General features: G+C 75.2%; 14 protein-coding genes, 1 tRNA gene and 1 pseudogene. 10 read left to right on the forward strand and 6 right to left on the reverse strand.

All coding sequences use genetic code 11. The features are described 5' to 3' along the window. Positions 1–333 precede the first annotated feature (333 nt). Together ACIQIB_RS34885 and ACIQIB_RS34890 are read right to left on the reverse strand one after the other, a co-directional pair. Positions 334–1,611: pseudogene (locus ACIQIB_RS34885) on the reverse strand (PP2C family protein-serine/threonine phosphatase); the annotation flags it as partial. 174 nt (positions 1,612–1,785) lie between these two features. Further along, entirely contained in the window at positions 1,786–3,249 is a 1,464-nt protein-coding gene (locus ACIQIB_RS34890) for an FAD-dependent oxidoreductase (protein WP_363611061.1), read from the reverse strand. A gap of 531 nt (positions 3,250–3,780) precedes the next feature. Between ACIQIB_RS34890 and ACIQIB_RS34895 the strand changes: the two genes are divergently transcribed. Both ACIQIB_RS34895 and ACIQIB_RS34900 read left to right on the forward strand, forming a co-directional pair. Further along, on the forward strand, positions 3,781–4,704 hold the full coding sequence (locus ACIQIB_RS34895) for a TetR/AcrR family transcriptional regulator (protein WP_400762946.1): 924 nt from the start codon (positions 3,781–3,783) through the stop codon (positions 4,702–4,704). Between the two features lie 338 nt (positions 4,705–5,042). Beyond that, a complete protein-coding gene (locus ACIQIB_RS34900; protein WP_400762948.1) occupies positions 5,043–7,271 on the forward strand; it encodes a sigma-70 family RNA polymerase sigma factor in 2,229 nt (742 codons plus the stop codon). 68 nt (positions 7,272–7,339) lie between these two features. Here ACIQIB_RS34900 and ACIQIB_RS34905 read toward each other — a convergent pair whose 3' ends face one another. From ACIQIB_RS34905 to ACIQIB_RS34915, 3 genes are all read right to left on the reverse strand, one after another. Next, positions 7,340–8,044, reverse strand: a complete 705-nt coding sequence (locus tag ACIQIB_RS34905) for a DsbA family oxidoreductase (protein ID WP_363610946.1) — start codon at positions 8,042–8,044, stop codon at positions 7,340–7,342. Positions 8,045–8,201: 157 nt separating this feature from the next. Beyond that, positions 8,202–8,723 carry a universal stress protein gene (locus ACIQIB_RS34910; RefSeq protein ID WP_363610948.1) on the reverse strand — a complete coding sequence of 174 codons (522 nt, stop codon included), beginning with the start codon at positions 8,721–8,723 and terminating at the stop codon, positions 8,202–8,204. A 113-nt stretch (positions 8,724–8,836) separates the two neighbouring features. After that, on the reverse strand, positions 8,837–10,987 hold the full coding sequence (locus ACIQIB_RS34915) for an asparagine synthase-related protein (RefSeq protein ID WP_363610950.1): 2,151 nt from the start codon (positions 10,985–10,987) through the stop codon (positions 8,837–8,839). 719 nt (positions 10,988–11,706) lie between these two features. Here ACIQIB_RS34915 and ACIQIB_RS34920 point away from each other — a divergent pair. From ACIQIB_RS34920 to ACIQIB_RS34955, 8 genes are all read left to right on the forward strand, one after another. Further along, positions 11,707–13,134 (forward strand): MFS transporter, encoded by a 1,428-nt coding sequence (locus tag ACIQIB_RS34920; RefSeq protein ID WP_363610952.1) that lies wholly within the window; start codon positions 11,707–11,709, stop codon positions 13,132–13,134. A gap of 590 nt (positions 13,135–13,724) precedes the next feature. Further along, complete coding sequence (locus ACIQIB_RS34925) at positions 13,725–15,302, forward strand: TROVE domain-containing protein (protein ID WP_400762950.1); 1,578 nt, start codon at positions 13,725–13,727, stop codon at positions 15,300–15,302. Positions 15,303–15,459: 157 nt separating this feature from the next. Beyond that, entirely contained in the window at positions 15,460–16,695 is a 1,236-nt protein-coding gene (gene lhgO, locus ACIQIB_RS34930) for an L-2-hydroxyglutarate oxidase (protein WP_363610956.1), read from the forward strand. Positions 16,696–16,817: 122 nt separating this feature from the next. After that, entirely contained in the window at positions 16,818–17,648 is an 831-nt protein-coding gene (gene trmB / locus ACIQIB_RS34935) for a tRNA (guanosine(46)-N7)-methyltransferase TrmB (protein WP_363610959.1), read from the forward strand. Positions 17,649–17,763: 115 nt separating this feature from the next. Then, positions 17,764–19,041: a PrsW family intramembrane metalloprotease gene (locus tag ACIQIB_RS34940; protein ID WP_400762952.1), complete on the forward strand. Its 1,278-nt coding sequence runs from the start codon at positions 17,764–17,766 to the stop codon at positions 19,039–19,041. A 64-nt stretch (positions 19,042–19,105) separates the two neighbouring features. Then, positions 19,106–19,179, forward strand: a tRNA-Met gene (locus ACIQIB_RS34945). Between the two features lie 190 nt (positions 19,180–19,369). Then, complete coding sequence (locus ACIQIB_RS34950; protein WP_363610963.1) at positions 19,370–20,134, forward strand: hypothetical protein; 765 nt, start codon at positions 19,370–19,372, stop codon at positions 20,132–20,134. 440 nt (positions 20,135–20,574) lie between these two features. Beyond that, positions 20,575–21,642, forward strand: a complete 1,068-nt coding sequence (locus ACIQIB_RS34955) for a hypothetical protein (RefSeq protein ID WP_400762953.1) — start codon at positions 20,575–20,577, stop codon at positions 21,640–21,642. Positions 21,643–21,662: 20 nt separating this feature from the next. On the opposite strand, the gene ACIQIB_RS34960 is transcribed toward ACIQIB_RS34955, so the two are convergent. After that, entirely contained in the window at positions 21,663–22,109 is a 447-nt protein-coding gene (locus tag ACIQIB_RS34960; RefSeq protein ID WP_400657149.1) for a GNAT family N-acetyltransferase, read from the reverse strand. Positions 22,110–22,115: the final 6 nt, after the last annotated feature.

Raw genomic sequence — 22,115 nt, forward strand, 5'->3', positions numbered from 1 at the left:
CCGCTCCGTTTTCCGGAGTTTCACTCACCCAACTCGCTGCTGTCTTCCGCGACCTGACGGCCCGTCCGACGTTCCAAACTCTAGCCGATCCCCGCCCCGAAAAGCGAATCCAGCCACAATCCATATAAACGCGCACGCCGAATTCACCCCGAGCCGCGACCCGAAAAGAAGACGCGACCCGGCAGAACCGGGAAGTGGTGTTTCGTGGATTGGCCGCCCCGGGACCGTCCGCGCCGATGCGTGTCCGGTGCTCCCTGTCGGGCAACTCGAAGAACACTAGACCTCTCGGGAGGGCGAGTCAAGAGCGGGTTTCGGCCCGGGGGCGGACTCCCCGGCCGGCAGCTGGAAGGCGAGGACGGCGACGTCGTCGTCGTGCTCGGAGGTGACGCCCATGGCCCGCAGCAGACGGGCGCAGATCACCGCCGGCGCGCCGGCGGCCCCGGCGAGGGTACGGGCCAGCAGGTCCAGGCCCTCGTCGATGTCCTCGTCCCTGCGCTCCACCAGGCCGTCGGTATAGAGGACGCCGGTGGTGCCGGGCAGCAGTCGAAGGGTGTGCGAGACGTGGACACCGTCGCCGGTGCCCAGGGGCGGGCCGTTCTGTTCCTCGCTGCGCAGGACGGTGCCGTCCGGGGAGCGCAGCAGCATGGGGAGGTGTCCGGCGGAGGCATAGGTGAGGGTGCGGGGCCGCGGATCCCAGACGGCGTAGGTGCAGGTGGCGATCTGGTTGGCGTCGATCTCCATGGCGAGGCCGTCGAGCAGACGCATCACCTCGTGGGGCGGCAGGTCGAGACGGGCGTAGGCGCGCACGGCGGTACGGAGCTGGCCCATGACCGCGGCCGCCCGCAGCCCCCGGCCCATCACGTCGCCGATGACGAGTGCCGTGCGGCCGCCGCCGATGCCGATGACGTCGTACCAGTCCCCGCCGACCGCGGCCTCGGCCCCGCCCGGCTGGTAGGTGGCGGCGACCCGGAGGTCGGCGGGCTGGTCGAGCTTCTGCGGGAGCAGGCTGCGCTGGAGGGTGACGGCGGCCTCGCGCTGGCGGCGTTCGGACTCCCGCAGCCGGGTGGCGGCGAGCACCTGGTCGGTGACCTCGGCGGCGAAGACGAGGACGCCGGCGGGCGGCCCGTCCTGGCCGTCCCCCGGCTCCGCCGCGTCGTGGCCGTTCTCGTCCCGGCCGAGCGGGACGCAGGAGACGTTGTAGTAGCGGTTGCCGGTGAGGCCGAGGATGCAGCGGGCCTTGACGCTGCGCGGCCGGCCGCCGCGGATGACCTGGTCCATCAGCGGCAGGACGCCCATGGCGCCGAGTTCGGGCAGGGCGTCGCAGGCGGGCAGGCCGGTCGGCCGGTCGCCGAAGAGCTCCCGGTAGGCGCGGTTGGCATAGCCGAGCTGGTGCAGCGGGCCGTACGTGACGGCGACCGGCGCGGGGATGTGGTTCAGCACCTCGCGCAGGTCCTGAGGCCGCTGCGGGCAGAGCGGGCTCGTCGGGTCGCGGGGGCTGGGGACCACGACGCCGTCGCCGGACGCCGCGCCCTGGTGGGTGTCGGCCCCGGTCGGCAGGGCGGCACGCCAAGGGACTCCGGTGAGCCGCGCGCTCCAGCGCATGAGGTTCAAACGACGGCCGTTTCCTCGGGTTTCAGGCATATCATCACTTTTTGTGTGCGTAGCAGCACACGGGGTAATGACTCGGTTGGGCAGATCCTGTCAGGCGGAGGCCCGATTCCGGAAGTCACGCGCGCCCGGCACGGCCGTCGGATCGGTCACGGCAGGTTCTCCGGAGCCCCCCCTTCAGGCCGGCCGCTCGTCCGCGAGCCCGGGCCCCGGCTCCGGATCCGCTCCGGTGCCGGGACGGGAACCCGGACCGGAACGAGGGCGCGGCCCGGGGCCCGCCCCCGGGCCGAAGCCCGCCTCGAACTCCGACCGCGGATGCTCCAGCGTCCCCAGCGACACCACCTCGCGGGAGAACAGCCCGCCCAGCACCCAGTCCATCAGCACCCGCACCCGCCGGTCGGCGCTCGGCAGCCGGCGCAGGTGCCGCGCCCGGTGCAGCCACCAGGCGCGCCGGCCCGTGAGCCGCCCGCCGCGCCGGCTGTGGGCCACGGCCCGGCCGATGCCGAGCGAGGTCGAACAGGCGGCACGGTCCGGCCGGTACTCGGCGATCCCGGCCGCGCGGGGGCCGCCCTCCAGCGAGACCAGCACATTGGCGGCGAGCTGCTCGGCCTGGGCGAAGGCGTGCTGGGCGTTGGGCGCGCAGGGCGCGCCGTCCCCCCACGGGTCGGGCACGGCGGCACAGTCCCCGGCCGCCCAGACCCCGGGCAGCGCCCGCCCGTCCGGACCGATCGCCTGCAGGGTGGGCAGACAGCGGATCCGGCCGGTGGTGTCCAGCGGCAGGTCGGTGTCGCGCAGCAGCGGGGCCGGGCGCACCCCGGCCGTCCAGACCAGGGTGCGGGCGGCGAAGCGGCTGCCGTCCGAGAGCGCCGTCACCCGGCCCGCGGCGGACTCCAGGGTGGTGCGCAGCCGGACGTCGACGCTGCGCTCGCGCAACTGGGCCAGGGTGTGCGCGGCGAGCTCGGGCGACTCCTCGGCCAGGATCCGGTCGGTGGCCTCGACCAGGACCCAGCGCAGGTCCTCGGGGCTGATGTTGTGGTAGCCGCGGACGGCGTACCGGGCCATGTCCTCCAGTTCGGCGAGCGCGCCGACGCCCGCGTAGCCGCCGCCGACGAAGACGAAGGTGAGCGCGGCCTGGCGCAGGGCCGGGTCCCGGGTGGCGGAGGCGAGGTCGAGCTGTTCCAGGATGTGGTTGCGCAGACCCACCGCCTCCCCGACGGTGGAGAACCCGAGCCCGTACTCGGCCAGGCCGGGGACGGCCGCCGTCCGGGAGACCGAGCCGGGGGCCACCACCAGGATGTCGTAGTCGAGTTCGACCGGCGCGGGCGGTTCGCCGCGGGCGGCGGGGTCGGCCCAGGCCCGGCGGGTGGCGTGCTCGATCCGGGTGATCCGGGCGGTGAGCACCCGGCAGTCGGGCAGGGTCCGGCGGAGCGGGACCACCACGTGCCGGGGGTCGATCGAGCCGGCCGCGACCTCGGCGAGCAGCGGGTGGTAGGTCAGATAGGGCTGCGGTTCGACCACGGTGATCTCCGCCTCGCCCCGGCGGAGCCGCTCACCCAGGCCGCGCTGAAGGTGCAACGCGGCGGACATCCCGGCGCAGCCGCCGCCGACGATCAGAATTCTGATGGTGCGCCCCCTGCCGATGTGGCTCTGCCCGGACTACGCCCTCAATGAAGGACCGCCGGGGGCCCTCTTGTCCACAGTCCGTGCCGGGGCGGACGGGACGGAGAGCGGCTCCTGGGACCGAATGTGCTGTCGGGGTGACTTTCTGACGTACTTTCGGCCGCGAACTGCCGTGAACTATGGTCGGATTGTGTCTCGGGGCGGCCATCGCCATGACAACTGGCGGCGACGCACCGTGGAGCGGCCACTACGGCCAGTTCTAGTGTTGGCGCGAGAACCCGACTGCGGGACAGTCATCCGGGGAAGGGTAGTTCCCGGACGAAGCCCCGCGGAGGTGCCGACGCGCCGAGCCGGACGCGCAACCCGGCCCGGCTGCACCAGCCGTGGTGGAGTCGGCGTCGTCATGCGTGAGTGGTCATGCGTCACCTGGACGGCACGAGCGGCACGAGCGATGGGTCATCGGGTCATTTCTTACAGACGGAGCTGCACCGGGGGGTGCAGGGGCGGGCGCCGACAGGGTCCGGCATCGGACGCCTGCGGGGGAGAGTTGGGATGATGGAGCAGGAGCGACTGTTGGGGCGAGCGGGTGGGTCGCACGCAGGCCAGGGCGTGGTGCCGGAGCAGCGCGGCCCCGCGGATCTGCCGCCGCAGCACGGCATGCCGTACCCCGGCATGCCGTACCGGGCCGAGCCGCCACAGGGCGGCGGGCCGGCGCCGGGGGCCCGGCTGCGGGTGGATGCCCGCCGGAACCTGGAGAGCGTGCTGCGCGCGGCCCGTGAGGTGTTCGGCGAGTTCGGCTACGGCGCGCCGATGGAGGAGGTCGCGCGCCGGGCCGGGGTCGGGGTGGGCACGGTGTACCGGCGCTTCCCGAGCAAGGAGGTGCTGGTCCAGCGGATCGCCGCCGAGGAGGTCGCCTGGCTGACGGCGCAGGCCCGCGAGTCGCTGTACGGCGGCGGCGGGGCCTGGGAGGCGTTGGCCGGCTATCTGGCGCGGGCGGTGAATACGGGTGCCGGGCGGCTGCTTCCGCCGGAGGCGTTCCGGTACGCGGAGGACCTGGGAAGAGTGCCCGGGCAGCGCGCGGTCGATCCGGCCGTACCGGGCGCCGTTCCCGGCGGCGTCCGGTACGAGTCGCTGGGCGCCGAGCCGCAGCCGGGTGCCGTCGGCGACCCGGCGTCGACGGCCGCCGACGCGGACCCGCGGCTGCTGCTGCAACTCCTCGCCGCCCTGGTGGCGCGGGCGGGCGCGGCCGGTGAGCTGCGGCCGGGAGTGACGGTCGCGGACGTGGTGCTGGTGCTGACCGCCTCGGTGCCGGTGCACGCCGCGCGCACCCCGCCGGCTCCGGCCTCGGCGGTGGCCCCGGTCCCGGCGACCGGCGGGCCGTCGGCGGCGGAAGGCGGGCAGGCGGACGGTCAACCCGCTGACGGGCCCTCCGACCGGCTGCTGCAGATTCTGCTGGACGGCCTGCGGGTGCGCTGAGCGGCGTTCCCGGGTGGCGCTCTCCACCCTTGGCATACCTGGGAGTTGACGGCTTCCCGGCGCGCTCGGAGCGGTCGCGCGCCGGGTACGGCCGATATCGCGGCGGGCGTCTCACCCGGGCCGAACAGATCCGCGACGGCTCCTCGGAAGAGTGGGTCGCGGCCGGTCCGGCTACCGCCCGCCTCTGCGCTATGCCATCCTTTGCCCGTGGTTGGAGCCAATGTCCCGATGCGCGCCGTTCGAGCGCTCTCGGCGCCGTGCAGCGGGGAACCGTGCGCCCACGCACTCCCGCACGCCCTGCCACACTACGGGGGCTGTCGTGGAATCTGGGGTCCGTTGTGAGCGCCGAGGAACAGAACGACTACGGCTACGGCCTCGACTTCGGCCGGGCCGACGCGGGCGGGCCTGAGGGCCGGTCCGGGGGTCCGGCCGCGGGCTCCCCCGCGCCTGGACCGGCTCCGGGCCCGGGGCTGGGGTCCGGGCAGGTGCCGGACCAGGCCGGGATGCCCAGCCGCGAGTCGTTCTCCGCCGCCGCGCTGCCGTCCAACCGGGTGCCGGGCCAGGCCCCGGCCGGCCAGGGCGGCGTCGCCCCGGAGGCCTTCGTCGGCACCGGCCGGCCGGCCCGCCCGACCGTGCCCGCCCCCGCCGACCCGGTGGACGGCGAGCGCCCGCCCTCCGACGCCGAGTTGACCGCCCGGGTGCGGGCCGGCGACGACACCGCGTACGAGGAGATCTACCGCCGGCATGCGGACTCGGTGCGCCGCTACGCGCGGACCTGCTGCCGGGACAGCTTCACCGCCGAGGACCTGGCGGGCGAGGTGTTCGCCCGCACGCTGCAGGCGCTGCGGGCCGGCAAGGGGCCGGAGTTCGCCGTCCGCGCGTATCTGCTGACCGCCGTGCGCAATGTCGCCGCCGCCTGGACCCGCAGCGAGCGGCGCGAGCAACTGGTCGACGACTTCAGTGTGTTCGCGCAGACCTCGGCCGCCACCGTGGACCTCGACCTGGCCGATCCGGGCGCGGACGCCTGGGCGATGGCGCTGGCCGACCAGCGCATGGTGATGCAGGCGTACGCCGAACTGCCCGAGGACGACCGGATGGTGCTCTGGCACACCGAGGTCGAGCGGGAGTCCCCGAAGACCGTCGCGGTGATGCTCGGCAAGACCGCCAACGCCACCGCCGTCCAGGCGCACCGGGCCCGCGACCGGCTGGCCGCCGGTTTCCTGCAGGCGCATGTGTCGGGCAGCCAGGAGCGGGCCTGCGAGGCGTACGCCAACCGGCTCGGCGCGTACGCGCGCGGGTCGCTGCGCAAGCGCGCCTCGGCGGAGGTCGGCCGGCACCTCAGGGAGTGCGACCGCTGCACGGCCGCCTGCCTGGAGCTGTCCGAGATCAACCACGGGCTGCGGGCGCTGCTGCCCGGCGGCGTGCTGGTCTGGGTCGGCGTGGGCGGCTTCAGCGCCGCCGCGGCGGCCGTGGGCGGTGCGGCGGCGGTCGGTGGTGCGGCGGCCGGAACGGCGGCCGTCGCCTCGGGCGGTGCGGCGGCGGGCGGCGCGGGTGCGGCCTCGGGCGGTACCGGTGCCGGGGCCGGCGCGGCCGCGGGCGAGGGCCTGGGCTCGGCGGCCAAGGCCGGCATCGCCGCCGCGGTCGCGGTGGCCGCCGCCGCCGTCGCCGCGTACGCGCTGACCGGCTCCCCGGAGCCGAAGCCCCCGGTGGCCGCTCCCCCGGTCTCCTCCCCGGCCGTGCCCGCGCCGTCCCTGGCACCGGTACCGCCCGCACCGGGCCCGGCTCCGGTCGGCGTCGAACCGACGTCGGCACCGGAGCCGGCCACGAGCCCGGCCGCCACGCCACCGTCCCCGGCCGGGTCGCCGTCCCCTCAGCCGCAGGGCGCGCCCGCGCCCGCGGCCGGCCGACCGGCCACGTCGAAGCCGCCGGCGTCCCCGGTCACGACCGCGCCGAAGCCTTCGGTGCCCAGGCCACCGGTGCCGGTCGTGCCGACCCCGGTCGTACCGTCGATCCCCACCCCTGAGGTGCCGGTCGTACCGATGCCCACCGTCCCGCCACTACCGACCGTCCCGACGGTGCCGACCCCGACGGTCAGCCCGACCGTGCCGCCGAAGCCCTCCGATTTCTGGGCCGACTCCCTGCCGGTTCTGAAGCCCGGCAACAACCGGGTGCCGCCGCCGGTCCCGAGCATCCGGCAGAAGGGCAGCGACTGGTTCTGGCAGCGGGCCGGGGTCTCGATCGGCGGGGAGCACCACGCGCACGGCATCACCGTGCACGCGCCCGCCACCACGCTGATCGACCTCAACCGCGGTTGCACGTCCTTCGACGCGGTGGCCGGGGTGGACGATCTGACGGTCTCACCCGGCGGCGTGGTCTTCTCCGTGCAGGGCGGCGACGGCCGCACGCTGTGGACGTCGCCCGTGATGGGCACGGGCGACGCGGCGGTGCCCGTGCACGTGCCGCTGACCGGGCAGACGTCGGTCCGGCTGGTGGTCACGCCGGTGCACGGGGTCTGGTCGACGCTGAACGTGGCCGACTGGGCCGAGGCCCGCTTCAGGTGCGACTGAAGCGGGCCTCGGGGGGCCGGTCGGAGCGGCCGGGCCGGGCTGCCGGCCCGAACGGACGGGCGGACCGGTCAGATCGCGCAGGAGCCGTCCGCGCAGGCCTCGCCGGCCGGGGCGACCTGCACCGGTGCGGGTCGGCGCTCGCCGATCTCGGTGGCGACCTCCTCCAGCACCTTGCGGAAGGTCTCGGCCTCCTGGCCGCCCTGGACGGCCCACTTGCCCTCGAAGACGAAGGTCGGCACGGCGTTGATGCCCAGCTCGCGGGCCTCGGCCAGCTGCGCGCGGACCTCGGCGGTGCCCTCGTCGCCCGCCAGGTACGCCGCCACCCGCTCGCGGTCCAGGCCGACGGCCGCGGCCACCTCGGTGAGCGCCTCGCGGTCGCCGACGTCCACGCCGTCGGTGAAGTGCGCCTTGAGCAGCGCCTCCTTCAGCCGCCCCTGGACCGCCGCGCCGTACTCGGTCTCGGCCAGGTGCAGCAGCCGGTGGCCGAGGAAGGTGTTGGCGTGCAGCGCGGCGTCGAAGTCGTACGTGATGCCCTCGGCGCGGCCGAGCTCGGCCACCCGGGCGTCCATCGCGACCGACTGCGGCCCGTAGCGCTCGGCCAGCCACGCGCGGTGCGGGCTCGCCGTCGCCGGCGCGTCCGGCACCAGCTGGTACGGCCGGTAGACCACCTCGACGTTCTCCTTGCCCGCGAAGCCCTCCAGAGCCTCCTCGAAGCGGCGCTTGCCGATGTAGCACCAGGGGCAGGCGATGTCGGAGTAGATCTCGACCTTCATGACGGGGGTTCTCCAGGGGGTGGGGAGGATGCGTGTCGAGATAGGTGAACGATGAACCATCTCGGTACATTCCCGGCACCCGCCCGGCGCACCGCCCCGCCGTCCGGAAGCTCGGCGGCCGGGGCCCTGCGGCCCGGGGGCTCAGTGGTCCGGCGGCTCAGTGGTCCGGGGGCGCGGGGACGACCAGGACCGGGCAGGCCGAGTGGTGGACGGCCGCCGAGCTCACCGAGCCCAGCAGCAGCCGGGTGAAGCCGCCGTTGCCCCGGGTGCCGACCACCAGCGTGTGCTGCCGGGCCGAGGCGGCCAGCAGCACCTCGATCACGTTGCCGAGCACCACGTGCAGCGACAGCTCCCCCGCGTACGGGCGGCGGCGGGCCCGCTGAACGGCGGCCACCGAGCGCCGCAGGCCGTCCGCCATGCTCTCGACCAGCGTCTCGACGCTCTCCTGCACCAGTTCGGCCATGCCGGGCGGATAGCCGGCCGGGGCCGGGTTGACCACGGCGAGCACGTACAGCGGCAGACCGAACAGTTCGGCCTCGGTCATCGCCCGGTCCAGCGCCCAGAGCGAACCGTCCGAGCCGTCGCAGGCGGCCAGCACCCCGGGTGGACGGCCGGACGGCGGGCGTCCGAGCACCGACAGCACAACGGGGACGGACGGATCCGGGCTGGCGCTGGTCACCACGGCCTCCTCGGGGCGGGGGTACGGGACGGGACGCTCGCCATGATCGCCCGCCGGCCCACCCGCACCGGCGAGCCGCGCCGGACACTCCAACGGCCTCGGGCCCCGCGGGCTCAGGCGAAGCGCGCCGCCGTCAGGGCCGTGCGTTCGGCGAGCGGCAGGCCGGTCCAGCAGGCGCCGTGGCGGCGGGCGCGGACGCGGCGCAGCCACAGCTCGGTGGAGACCAGGTCGGCGAGGCCCTCCAGGGTGCCGGGCGGCAGGACGGCGGACGGGTCGGCGGAGCCGGCCAGGCCGGCCCGGACGGCGGGGAGGTCGATCAGGCCGGCCTCCGCGAGCAGCGGGGCGTCGAAGAGTTCGGCGAGCCCGTCGGCGGCGAGCCGCAGTCCGGCCCGGGCGGGGGCGGCGCGGTCGGGGCGGGGGCCGCGGCCCCAGTCCGGCGGGAGGTCGGTGCGGCCGGCGCCGGTGAGGACGGCGTGCAGCAGGGCGTGCCGGGCGCCGGGCTGGAGCCGGACGTCGTCGGGCAGCAGCCGGGCCGCGCGGACCACCTGGTTGTCCAGGAACGGCGCGTGCAGCCGCTGGCCGGGCTGCTCGGCGGCGTGGACCAGCGTGCGGAAGGAGCGCGCATGCCGGTGGAGCGCGTGTCTGGCCCGACGCGCGCCCGGGTTCTCGGCGGGCGCCGGTTCGCGCGCCGCCAGGCGCAGCCGCAGGGCGACGGCGGAGAGCGCCTCGTCCGAGAGCCAGCGGGCCGCCGGGCCGGGGACGCACCAGGCCAGGTCGCCGGCGGAGCGGGCGCCCGCCGTGCCGCGCTCGTCCTCGATGTGCCGGACCGTCAGCCTGACCGCCGCGTCGTCGAGCGCGTCGGCGTAGCGGATCCGGGAGAGCCGGTGGGCGGCGCGGACCACGGTGAGCGGGGTGCGCAGCGCGCCCGCCAGCACGCCCACCGCCGCCCGGTCGGCACCGGCCAGCGCGGCGACCGGGGGCAGCAGTTCGCGCGGGCGGCCGGCCCGGATCAGGTCGGCGAGCCGGGCGGGGTGCCCGTCCAGGACCTGGCGGGCGCCGTAGCCGGTCAGGTGGTCGGTGCCGCCGGCGTCGAAGCGGGCCTCGGCGCGGGCGGCGGCGACCAGTTCGGGGCCGGGCTCGTCGGTGAGCCGGCCGGCCCGCGGGTCGGCGCCCGGGCCGGCGTACGGAAGGGTGCCGGGGCCGGGGGCGAGCACGGTGTGCCGCAGCCGGGGGGTGTCGGGGGCGAGTGCGAGGGTGACCGGGCCGTCGGTCTCGTCGAGGGTGACGGCGGCCAACCGCTCCGGCCCCGGCTGTTCCCGGACCGCCGGGCGGGCCCAGGAGCCCTTCACGGCGCCGGTCCTGGCGCCCCCGCGCACGGCCGGCAGGCGTTCACCGCCACCCGGGGCGGCGGGGGCGAGCGGGACGGCGGCGGCGAGCAGGGCCACGGTCGCGGAGGCCGTCCCGTACGAGAGGTCGACGCCCAGCCGGGCCCGTCCGGCGTCGTCGGGGCCGGGCCCGGTGGTACGGACCCGGGAGCGGACGGATTCCAGCAGGGCCCTGGTGAGTTCGCGGACGGCCGGCGCCTCGCCGCGCGGCGGCGGGCCGCCCCCGGGCTCGTCGTAGGCGGCGAGGTAGGGACGGCCGCCGCGGACCGCCAGCGCGTGGCCGGGCGGGACGCGCTGCACCCCGAGGTAGGGCGTCCCGGTGCCGAGCGCCTCCGGCGACTCGGGGCAGGCGAGCCGGGCGGCGAGGTGGCCGGTGTCGAGGGGTGCGCCGATCAGGTCGGCGAGCGGGAGGGCGGCGGTGGCGTACGCGGTGCCGCCGCACCAGGGGGTGTGGAAGACGGGCCGGGCCCCGGCCAGGTCGGTGAGCAGCACGGTGGAGCGGGTGCCGCTGCGCAGCACGACGGTGTGGCTGCCGGGCCAGGCGGTGAGGTGGCGGACGGCGCCGCCGCGGGCGGCGGCGAGGCCGGCGGCGAGTTCGGCGTCGGAGGCGCCGCAGTGGCCGAGGACGGCGAGCCGGATGGTGGCGGGGGTGTCGTCGGCCGGATCGGGGCCGCCGGAGCCGGTGGTGACGATCGCCGGGGCACCGGGGCGGAGCGTGACCAGGCGGATCTCCTCGGGCCGCCAGTCACCGACCGCCCAGAGCGGGTTGGGGCCGGTCCAGAGGGGGCGCGCGGCGATCGGTGTCACCAGGGCGAGTGCTTCGTGCGCCGGTGTGCCCGCCCGGGGCACGCCCGTGCTCCAGCCCGTCAGCCACCGCATCGCGCCTCCACCGGACGAGGACCTGCACCGCGTGGCGCACCCGCCACCGGGCCGCCTCCCGCCGGCCCGTGGCACGCTGCGGCGGCTGCCCGCCGCGATCCGGCGCACCGTCAGGAGACATGGTGCCACCGGTCGGACGCCCGGCGACCGGAGTTCTGGTTTCCGGTCCGCCGCGCCCGGCCCGGCCCACCGGCCCGGGGAGCGTCCTCGGCGGGTACCCGGAGGGCGGGCCGGGCCTCCCCCTCCTCGGCCCGGACCGCCGGGGCGACAACTCTTGTCATGCCCATCGCGAAATGGCTGAAAGGCATCGCCCGGTCCGGGAGGGCATCCGCATGCCCTCCCGGACTTCGCCACCACCCGCGGGGATTGAGGCGGCGGCATCCCCCGGCCCGCCGGGTCCTCGACGACGGGCCGACCCACGACCACCAGCGAATCGCCGACCAGCCGGTCGGGCCAGGGGGCACGGCCGGGCGCACATGGACACGGGACCGGAGCACAACGCTCCGGCGCGCGGCCGACCCGCACCGGTCCGGCCACCGGCGGGCGGTCCGGACCAACTCCGCCGCGGCGCGCGCCGACCACCGGCGGGTGCGCGATCCCGCCATCCGGAATGCGGCCTCTTAACCGTCGGAACGCGTCCGACTACTCTAGGTACAGCAGCTACGGCCCGGTGCCGCCCGGGCCCCGCGCACAAGGCCGCAGGAGGTGCCGCCGCCACCATGACCGTCAGCCCACGAGGACCGAACGAACGGCTCGGCACGCTCCTGACCCTCGCCCAGATCAGCAACGCCGGGCTGGCCCGAAGGGTCAACGACCTCGGCGCACAGCGCGGGTTGACGCTCCGCTACGACAAGACCTCGGTGGCCCGCTGGGTCAGCAAGGGCATGGTCCCGCAGGGCCCGGTCCCGCATCTGATCGCCACCGCGATCGGCGGCAAGCTCGGCCGACCGGTGCCGCTGGAGGAGATCGGCCTCGGTGACACCGACCCGGCGCCCGAACTCGGCCTGGCCTTTCCGCGCGAGGTCTCCGAGGCCGTCCGCTCCGCCACCGACCTCTGGCGGGTCGACCTCGACCTGCGGCGCGGCCCGGGTGGCGGCCGCTGGAGCGACAGCCTGGCCGGCACCTTCTCGGTGGCGGCCTACGCGACGCCCGTCTCACGCTGGCTGATCACCCCGGCGGACGGCTCGGTGGCCCGTGAGGCGCCGCGCGCGCCCGCCGAGCCGGGCTCGTACCGGGTCGGCCACTCGGACGCCGCCAAGCTCCGCGAGGCCGCCCAGGAGGCCCGCCGCTGGGACTCCAAGTACGGTGGCGGGGACTGGCGTTCCTCGATGGTGCCGGAGTGCCTGCGGGTGGAGGCGGCGCCGCTGCTGCTGGCCTCCTACAGCGACACGGTCGGCCGGGCACTGTTCGGCGCGACGGCCGAACTGACCAGGCTGGCCGGGTGGATGGCGTTCGACACCGGCCAGCACGAGGCGGCCCAGCGCTACTACATCCAGGCGCTGCGGCTCGCCCGCGCCGCCGCCGATGTCCCGCTCGGCGGCTATGTGCTGGCCTCGATGAGCCTGCAGGCCGGCTACCGCGGCTTCGCCGAGGAGGCGGTGGACCTCGCACAGGCCGCCCTGGAGCGGAACCGGGGGCTGGCCACCACCCGCACCATGAGCTTCTTCCACCTGGTGGAGGCGCGGGCCCAGGCCAAGGCCCGCAACGCGGCGGCGTGTGCGACGGCGCTCGGCGCGGCGGAGAGCGCACTCGAACGGGCTCGCGCCGGGGATCCCGATCCGGCGTGGATCGACTTCTACGCCTACGACCGGCTCGCCGCCGACGCCGCCGAGTGCTTCCGCGACCTCGGAGTGCCTTCCAAGGTCCGCCAGTTCACCCGGGAGGCGCTGGCCAGGCCCACCGAGGGCTTCGTCCGATCACACGGCCTGCGGCTGGTGGTCTCCGCCATGGCGGAGGCCGAGGCCGGCAACCTGGACGCCGCGGTCGCCGCCGGCGAGCGCGCCGTCGAGGTGGCCGGCCGGATCTCCTCCCAGCGCAGCCGCGAGTACGTGGTCGAGATGCTCCGCCGCCTCGAACCCTTCCAGGGTGAACGCCGGGTACGGGAGTTGACCGAACGGGCCCGCTCGATCCTGGTCGCCCCGGCGTGACGCCCGGCCGGCCGGACCGTGGAGCCCGGACGCGGGGCCGGGACGCGGGCGCCTGACGGTAATTCGGATGCACCGACGGGAGAGGCCTGGCTATGGTCTCTCTCGTCCAGGTGCGCAGGCAGAGGTTACTTCCACTGTCAATGGGCGGGTTCGAGTCCCGTCACCGGCTCCGGGCCGGTGTAGCTCAGTCGGTAGAGCGGCTGTGTACCTCAGCCGCCTTCGATCTCTGGACACCCATACGTGAACACCCATATCTGAACAGATTTCCGCACCTCCCGGTGCGTCGGCAGCGGTTACTCCGTGGAGTGCCCCCAGCGGGGCACGTAGAAGCGACCAACAACACCGCCGCCATCCTGATCTCGGGAGGCACGGCGCCGGGGTGCCCGGTGCGCAGGCGGGGGTTACTTCCGGATCTTGCGGTTCCGGGTTCGAGTCCCGGGCGGGCCGTGCGCGAGCACGACCGCTAGCTCAATCGGACAGAGCACAAGGCATAAACCCCCACCGACGTCGGCCGTCCGGCCGGCACGATCTCGGGCACCCCTTCTTCGCCCTGCCTCCCGCGCGTTCCACCAGCCACCAGGGGGCCCACCATGTCGCGTTTCAACGTCCGCACGACCAAGCCGGGTCCGAGTTCGCCCGTGACCACCACCAGCCGGCGCACGGCCAACCACAACGGCGGCACCGGCCACGTCCGGGACTGGAAGTCCGAGCTCTTCCTGCTGGCCGTCGCCAACCTGGTGGGGCAGGACACCTTCTACGAGCACGGTGGCACCCGCGACGACCGCTACACCGCGCTGGTACGCGAGCTTGCCGTGAGCGACCCGGAGTGGACCCTCGGCCTGCTGCGCTGGCTGCGCCACGAGGCGCGGCTGCGGACGGCCGCGCTGGTCGGCGCCGCCGAGTTCACCCGGGCCCGGCTGGACGCCGGGGCGCACGGCTTCTCCCGGCAGGCCGTCGACGCGGTGCTCCAGCGCGCGGACGAGCCCGGCGAGCTGCTCGCCTACTGGACCTCCCGCTACGGCCGCGCGCTGCCCAAGCCGCTCAAGCGCGGGGTCGCGGACGCCGTGCGCCGGCTCTACGACGGCCGGGCGCTGCTCAAGTACGACACCGCGACCAAGGGTTACCGCTTCGGCGACGTACTGGAACTGACCCACCCCGCGCCCGACCCGGCCAAGCCGTGGCAGGGCGGGCTGTTCGCCTACGCCCTGGACCGCCGGCACCGGCCGGACGAGGCCGTTCCGCCCTCCTCCGACCGGCTGCTGACGGCCAACCGCGAGCTGCTCGCGCTGCCCGTCGCCGAGCGGCGGGCAGCGGTGACGGCCGAGGGCGGCGCCGAGCGGCTGGCCGCGGCCGGGCTGACCTGGGAGGCGCTGGCCGGGTGGCTGCAGGGCCCGATGGACGCGGCCGTCTGGGAGGCGGTCATCCCCTCGATGGGCTCGATGGCGCTGGTCCGCAACCTGCGCAACTTCGACCGGGCCGGGGTCTCGGACGAGGCCGCCGAGCAGGTCGCGCGGCGGATCGGCGACCAGGGCGAGGTGCACCGCTCCCGGCAGTTCCCGTTCCGCTATCTCGCCGCGTACCGGCACGCGCCGTCGCTGCGGTGGGGCCACGCGCTGGAGACGGCGCTCTCCCACTCGCTCGCCAACGTGCCCGCGCTGGCCGGCCGGACGCTGATCCTGGTGGACCGTTCGGGCTCGATGTTCGACCGGCCCAGCCAGCAGACCCTGCTCAACCGGGCCGACTCGGCGGCGATCTTCGGCACCGCGCTGAAGGTCCGGGCCGCCGCGGCCGACCTGGTCGAGTTCGGCACCACCAGCCGGGTCGTCGAGGTGCGGCCCGGTGAGGCCGTGCTGCGGGTGCTGGAGCGCTTCGGCGACCTCGGCGGCACCGCCACCGCCGAAGCCGTCCGCGCCCACTACCGGGGCCACGACCGGGTCGTGGTCATCACCGACGAGCAGACCGACCCGGGCCACCGGGGCGGCGACCCGCTGACCGCCGTCCCGGCCCACGTGCCCGTCTACACCTGGAACCTGGCCGGCTACGCCCCCGGCCACGGCCCGAGCGGCTCGGCGAACCGGCACACCTTCGGCGGACTCGGCGACGCCGCGTTCCGGCTCATCCCGCTGCTGGAGGCCGGGGAGTCGGCCGGCTGGCCCTGGGAGCGGTAGGGCCCGGTCCCGTGGGTCCCGCCGGACCGGAGCGCGGTCCCGGCGAAGCTCCGCAGGACCGGCCACCAGGCCCCCTCGACCGGCACCGCCCGCCGTGGCAGCATCGGCGGCGCCGGCCCCAAGGAGGGCCGGTGCCGGGCGAATCGAGGAGCGAACGGTGGCGTACGACTTCGACGTGCTGGTGGTGGGCGGCGGGATCGTCGGGCTCTCCACGGCGTACGCGCTGACCCGGGCCAGGCCCGGGCTGCGGCTGGCGGTGCTGGAGAAGGAGGCCGGCTTCGCCGCGCACCAGACCGGCCGCAACAGCGGGGTCATCCACAGCGGCGTCTACTACCGGCCGGGCTCGCTCAAGGCCCGGTACGCCGTCGCGGGCGCCGCCGAGATGGTGGAGTTCTGCCGCGACCACGGCATCCCGCACGAGGTGACCGGCAAGCTGATCGTGGCCACCGACCGGGCCGAGCTGCCCCGGCTGCGGGCACTGGCCGAGCGCGGACGGGAGAACGGCATCCCGGTCACCGAGCTGGACGGCGGCGGCATCGCGGCGTACGAGCCGCAGGTCACCGGCCTCGCCGGGCTGCACATCGGCACCACCGGCATCTGCGACTACCCGGCGGTCGCCGGCACCTACGCCCGGCTGGCCCGCGAGGCGGGCGCGGTGCTCAGGCCCGGTACCGAGCTGCGGGCGGTCGCCCGGCGGGCGGACGGGGTGACCGTGCAGACGTCCGCCGGAGAGCTGCGCTGCCAGGTGCTGGTCAACTGCGCGGGCCTGCACAGCGACCGGATCGCCCGGCTCGCGGGCGACGACCCCGGGGTGCGGATCGTGCCGTTCCGCGGCGAGTACTACGAACTCACCAAGGAGCGCCGGGAGCTGGTGCGCGGCCTGGTCTACCCGGTACCGGACCCGGCCTTCCCCTTCCTCGGGGTGCACCTGACCCGGGGCATCCACGGCGACGTGCACGTCGGCCCCAACGCCGTCCCCGCGCTGGCCCGCGAAGGGTACGACTGGCGTACGGTGCGCCCGCGCGACCTGGCCGGAACGATCGCCTTCCCCGGCACCTGGCAGATCGCCCGCCGGCACTGGCGGTACGAGGTCGGCGAACTGCGCCGCTCGCTGTCCAAGCGGGCGTTCACCGCCGCCGTGCGGCGGCTGCTGCCCGCCGTCACCGCCGAGGACCTCGTCCCGGCCGCGGCCGGGGTCCGGGCCCAGGCGGTGGCCCGGGACGGCTCGCTGCTGGACGACTTCGCCTTCGCCGGCTTCGATCCCGAGGATCCGCGCTCCGCCCGCCGGCTGGTGCACGTGCTGAACGCACCCTCCCCCGCCGCCACCGCCTCGCTGCCGATCGGCCGCGAGGTGGCCCGCCGGGCGCTCGCCGCGCTGGAGGCCGGCGGCTGACCGACCGGCGCGGGGAAGGACGGCGCAGGGGACCGGTGCGGGAAAGCGGCCCCCGGAGGCGGTGCGGGGTGCGTCACAGGCTCTGCGGACCGCCCCCGGCGGCCCCGTAGACTCGGGGAATTGTGACTGCCACCGCCCCGATCCCCCAGCAATCGCCCTCCGCCCGGCTCTCCGCCGCGCCCGCCGGCTACCCCGCGCCGATGTACCCGCACCGGGCCACCGAGGCCCAGCACAGCGAGCGGCGCATCCGCAGCTTCCAGCCGCGCCGGGGCCGGATGACCAACGCCCAGGCGGGCGCGCTGGACCGGGGCTGGGAGCGGCACGGCATCGCGATCGACGGCAGCCCGCTCGACCTGCGCGAACTCTTCGGCGGCCGGCCGGTCACCCTGGAGATCGGCTTCGGCATGGGCGAGACCACCGCCGCGATGGCCGCCGCCGACCCGGGCATGGGCATCCTCGCCGCCGACGTCCACACCCCGGGCCACGGCAACCTGCTCGGCATGCTGGAGCGCGACGGCTCGGAGAACGTCCGGGCGGCCGCCGGCGACGCCGTCATACTCCTGCGCGACATGCTCCCCGACGCCTCGCTGGCCGGGCTGCGCGTCTACTTCGCCGACCCGTGGCCCAAGCCCAAGCACCACAAACGCCGACTGGTCCAGCCGTCCTTCCTGGACCTGGTGCTGCCCCGGCTGGCACCCGGCGCGCTGGTGCACTGCGCCACCGACTGGGAGCCGTACGCCGAGCAGATGCTCGCCGTGCTCTCCGCCTCGCCCGAGCTGGAGAACCTGCACCCCGAGGGCGACGGCACCGGCTGGCTGGAGCCCGCCGACCACCCGGACGGCAGCGTCCCCGGCTATGCGCCCCGGCCCGACTGGCGGCCGGTCACCAAATTCGAGCGGGCCGGCCTCGCCAAGGGCCACGTGGTGCACGACCTGCTGTTCCGCCGCCGCTGAACCACGGGCGGCGTTCGACCGGCGGCCCCCGCGGTGACCGCGGGGGCCGGGTCCGGCGGGATACGTCGTTCCGGATCCTCCCTGCGGACCCGTACCGTGGCCTACCCTGTGCCGGGTGAGCAGCCCGTCCGGCGGCGGGTACCGGACCTCGGTCCAGGCCTCCGCCGACGACCGAGAGATGCCCACGCGTACCGTCGGCACCCGCGCCATCCCGGGGCCCCGGAGACGCCGGGCCCGCTTGCTGGTGCCCTGGCCGGCCTTCCCCGCTCCGCCGGCCGCCGGCCCGTCCCCGGACCTCGCCGGCCCGGCACGTCCGGTGCGCTCGGTCGCGCTCTCCTCGGTCACCGCCACCACCGTCCTGACCCTGATCGGCTGCGGTGTGCTGATCCTGCACCTGGTACGCCGCCAGACCGGCACCACCGGGCTGCTGGTCGGCCTGGGCCTGGCGACCGTCCCGCTCCCCTTCGTGCTCGGCGGCCTCGCCTGGCTCAACCAGACCGCCCGGGTGGCGCTGCGCCACACCGTGTTCTGCCTCGGCTGGGGCGCGTTCGCGGCGACCACCGTGGCGATCCTCGCCAACGGCTGGACCAGCAGCTATCTGACCGCCCACCAGGGCAGCCTGGGCGAGGTGCTGGGCGCCGACATCGTCACCCCGGTGATCGAGGAGAGCGCCAAGGGCGCCGCCCTGCTCGTCCTGCTGCTGCCACTCGCGCCGCGGCTCCGGTGTCGCGGCGACCGTACCGGGCGCCCGGGCGCGACCGTCCTGCGGGCGCTGCCCGGCGGCCGGCACCCCCGGGCGTCCGCCGGCCGCCCGCACGGCCGGTACCGGCCACGGCTGCGCCCCTGTCCGCGCCCGCTGCCGTATCCGCACCCCGGCCCGCCGGGCCGGGACCGCCTCCGGGCCCGGTCCCGGCCGCGCACGCTGGCCGCCGGGGTCGTCCTCGGCGGGACCACCGCCTGCGGCTTCGCCTTCACCGAGAACGTGCTCTACCTGGGCCGGGCCTTCACCAGCGACCAGCAGCAGCGGCTGGACAGCATCGGCCTCGGCGAGACGCCCAGCCTGCGGGACTTCGACAGCACCGTGCAGACCTTCGTCCTGCGCGGCCTGCTCTCCCCCTTCGCCCACCCGCTGTTCACCGCGCTGACCGGGCTGGGGCTGGCCGTCACCCTCACCACCGCCCGCCACTGGCTGGCCCGGCTGGCCGCGCCGACCGGGCTGCTGCTGGCGATGACCCTGCACGGTGTCTGGAACGCCGCCGCCGACCTCGGCACCCACGGCTTCCTGCTGGTGTACGGGGTGCTGATGGTGCCCTGCTTCGCCGCGCTGGTCTGCTTCGCCGCCTGGGCCAGGGCCCGGACGGCCCGGCACGCCGTCCGCCGCGCGAAGCGCTGATCCGGGGCCGGGGAAGAAGCGATTTCCCATCCAGGCGACTTCCCCGTATTGTTGTGTTTACCGACGCGGGGTGGAGCAGCTCGGTAGCTCGCTGGGCTCATAACCCAGAGGTCGCAGGTTCAAATCCTGTCCCCGCTACTCAGTAGCCGAAAGGCCCGGAGGATCAGTCCTCCGGGCCTTTCGCGTTCCCGGCCTCATGGAGGCCACGGTCAGGGCACGAAGCGGTAACGCCAAGAGATTCCAAGATCCGGCAAATGGCGGCTCAAGCATACTGAGGAGAACTTCACCCGTTCGGCTGCGCTCCGTCGCGCCGGGTTAGGAAACTCCCATGCTGTCGAAGCGCCTTGCCAGCACTGCCGCGATCTGTCTGCTCCTCGCAGCGGGCACGGCCGCCTGTGGCGACAACAAGGACAAGGCCTCCGCCACCCCCAAGCTCGACACCGAGAAGCTGAGCGCCCAGGAGATCGAGAAGCAGGCCAAGGACGCGCTGGCCGGCGCCTCCTCCGTCAAGATCGTCGGCAATGTGGTCGACGGCGACGGGAAGATGGAGATCAGCCTGGCCCTCGACACCAAGGGCCAGTGCACCGGCTCGCTGAGCATGCCGGGCACCGGCAAGTTCGAGATCATCAGCGACGGCAAGGAGACCTACCTGAAGCCCGACAAGGACTTCTGGACGGCCGTCGCCGGCCCGGCCGGCGAAAAGGCCGCCGAGCTGTTCAAGGGCCGCTACCTGTCGGGCTTCCAGGGCGACCCGGACATGAAGGAGCTGACCACGGTCTGCAACCTCAAGGAGCTGAGCAAGAAGATCGTCGAGGACGACAGCAAGAAGAGCACGGTCGCCAAGGGCTCGGCCGGCACCGTGAACGGCGTCAAGACCTTCAGCCTCAAGTCGACCGGTCCGGACGGCCAGCAGGCGACCATCCACGTCGCCACCGAGGGCAAGTTCTACCCGGTGCGGGTCGAGCAGAACAAGGGCACGGAGACCGGTCAGACGGACTTCACCGACTTCGACAAGCCGCTCATCGTCCAGGCCCCGCCGGCCGACAACGTGATCGACTTCTCCAAGTTCAAGGACGAGCTCAAGAGCGCCTGAGCGGCGGCCGCGAATAATCCGTTGCCCTCCTTCCGGTGAGCTGCCTAAGGTGGTCGCACACTGAAAGGAGGTGATCCTGAGTTGAGTACCGTCAGGATGTGTGAGGTGGCTGCTCGCTAGAGCCGCCCCTGCCTGCGCAGGGTGGGGCCCCAGGCCTCCGGCAGGCGAAATCCCAAGCAGTCACCCGGCCCGTGGGCTCACCGGAACATCCCCGGTGCCTCGGCGCCCGGCCCGTCACACGGCCCGGCGCGGAGGAGCAGCCCACGGGCCGTCCGCGTTCCCGGAGCGTCTCCCGAGGCGTTTCCGGCCGTGCGCCCGTCGCACCGTCCGCGTTCCCGTCCCCCCGCCACGGCGCTAGAGTCGGCCCGGATTCCGGGGCGGGTCGGTACGCACACAGGGGGTAGGCGATGGCGCGGACGCGACGGGGCGGAAGCGCGGCGATGCTGCGCACGGCACAGCGGACCGCGGCCGGAACGCTGCTCGGGGTGGGGGTGCTCGGGCTGCTGCTGTTCTCGCTCGGCCGGGAGCAGGCCTGGCAGGCGCTCGGCGGCGGACTGGTGATCTCCGGCGCCTCGGCGGTGCTCGGCGGCGCGCTGGGCTTCCTGTTCGGGGTACCCCGGGTGCGGGGCGGGACCGGAGCGGGCGAGCCGCAGGGCTCCTACGCGCCGAACACCAATCTGGAGCAGGTCTCGGACTGGCTGACCAAGGTGCTGCTCGGCGTCGGGCTGACCCAGCTGGGCTCGCTCGGCGAGCGGCTGCACCAGGTCGGTACGGCGCTGGCGCCCGCGCTGGGCGGCGAGCAGGGCGCGGTGCCGTTCGCGGCGGCGCTGGTCCTGTACTTCCTGGTGCTCGGCTTCCCGGCCGGCTGGCTGGTGACGCGGTTGACGCTGCCGCAGGTGCTCTCCGACGCCGATCAGGCGCTGGACCTCTTCCTGGCCGGCCAGGACCGGGACCGCCGGGGCGACAAGGTCGGCGCGGACGATCTGCGGGTACGGGCGATGCAGCACCTGGGGCTGCTGGGCGGCAGCGCGGACCAGGGCGACCGGCTGAGCCGGCAGCTGCCGGCCGGCGCGGCGGCCGGGCCGGAGAACGTGGTGGCCGAGGTCCGCTCGACGGCGCGGCGCTCGGCGCTGACGGCGGACCAGGTGCGGGAGCTGTTCGCGGACGGCTCCGAGGCCCAGCGGCTGCAGGCCCTGGCGCTGATGCAGGGCGACCCCGCGCTGGCCGACCTGCCGAGCGTGCTGGACGCGATCGAGCGGCCGCGCTCCGGTTTCGAGCAGTACCACGCGCTGCTGGCGGCCCGCGGCCTGCTCTCCCGGCTGCCCGCCGCCGGGGCACAGCGGCTGCGCGACGCGGTGGCCGGGCGGCTGGTGGCACCGGACGGCATCCCGTACGGGTCGGACCGCAGCTGGCTGGCGGAGAAGATACTGTCCCGCCTGGAGTCCGCGGTGTTCCTCCCCCAGCAGGCCGGCCCGGCGGAGCGGTCGCAGGCCCGGCAGGATCCGTAGCGAACGCCGCCGGACGGTGATCAGACGGTGAAGCGCAGTTCGGGGCGGTCCCAGCCGATCGGGGGGCGGGCGGGGAAGGTGCCGACGCGTTCGGCGCCCATCCTTCGGTAGAACTGCTCGGCGGGCGGGTGGGAGACCACGCGAACGCCGGTCACGCCCGCCTCCCGGGCGCGGCCGAGCATGTGCCCGATGAGCACCCGCCCGATGCCGAGGCCCTGCGCCTCGTCGGCGACGAACATCAGGTCCAGCTCCGGCGGGTCGAGGATCAGTGCGTAGAAGCCGAGCAGCCGGTCGCCCTGGGCGCCCGCGGCGAGGAAGACCTCGTGCTGGGCGAGGTACTCGGGCGTCACCCGGTAGCCGGCGATCATCGCGGCGTACTCGCCGTGATAGGTGCTGGAGGCCTGGATCAGCCCGGTGAGCCGCTCGGCGTCCGCCGCCCCGGCCCGCTTGATCATCGTCTCGGTCATGGCGAT

The organism is Kitasatospora sp. NPDC092286 (assembly GCF_044755565.1).
GTDB lineage: Bacteria > Actinomycetota > Actinomycetes > Streptomycetales > Streptomycetaceae > Kitasatospora.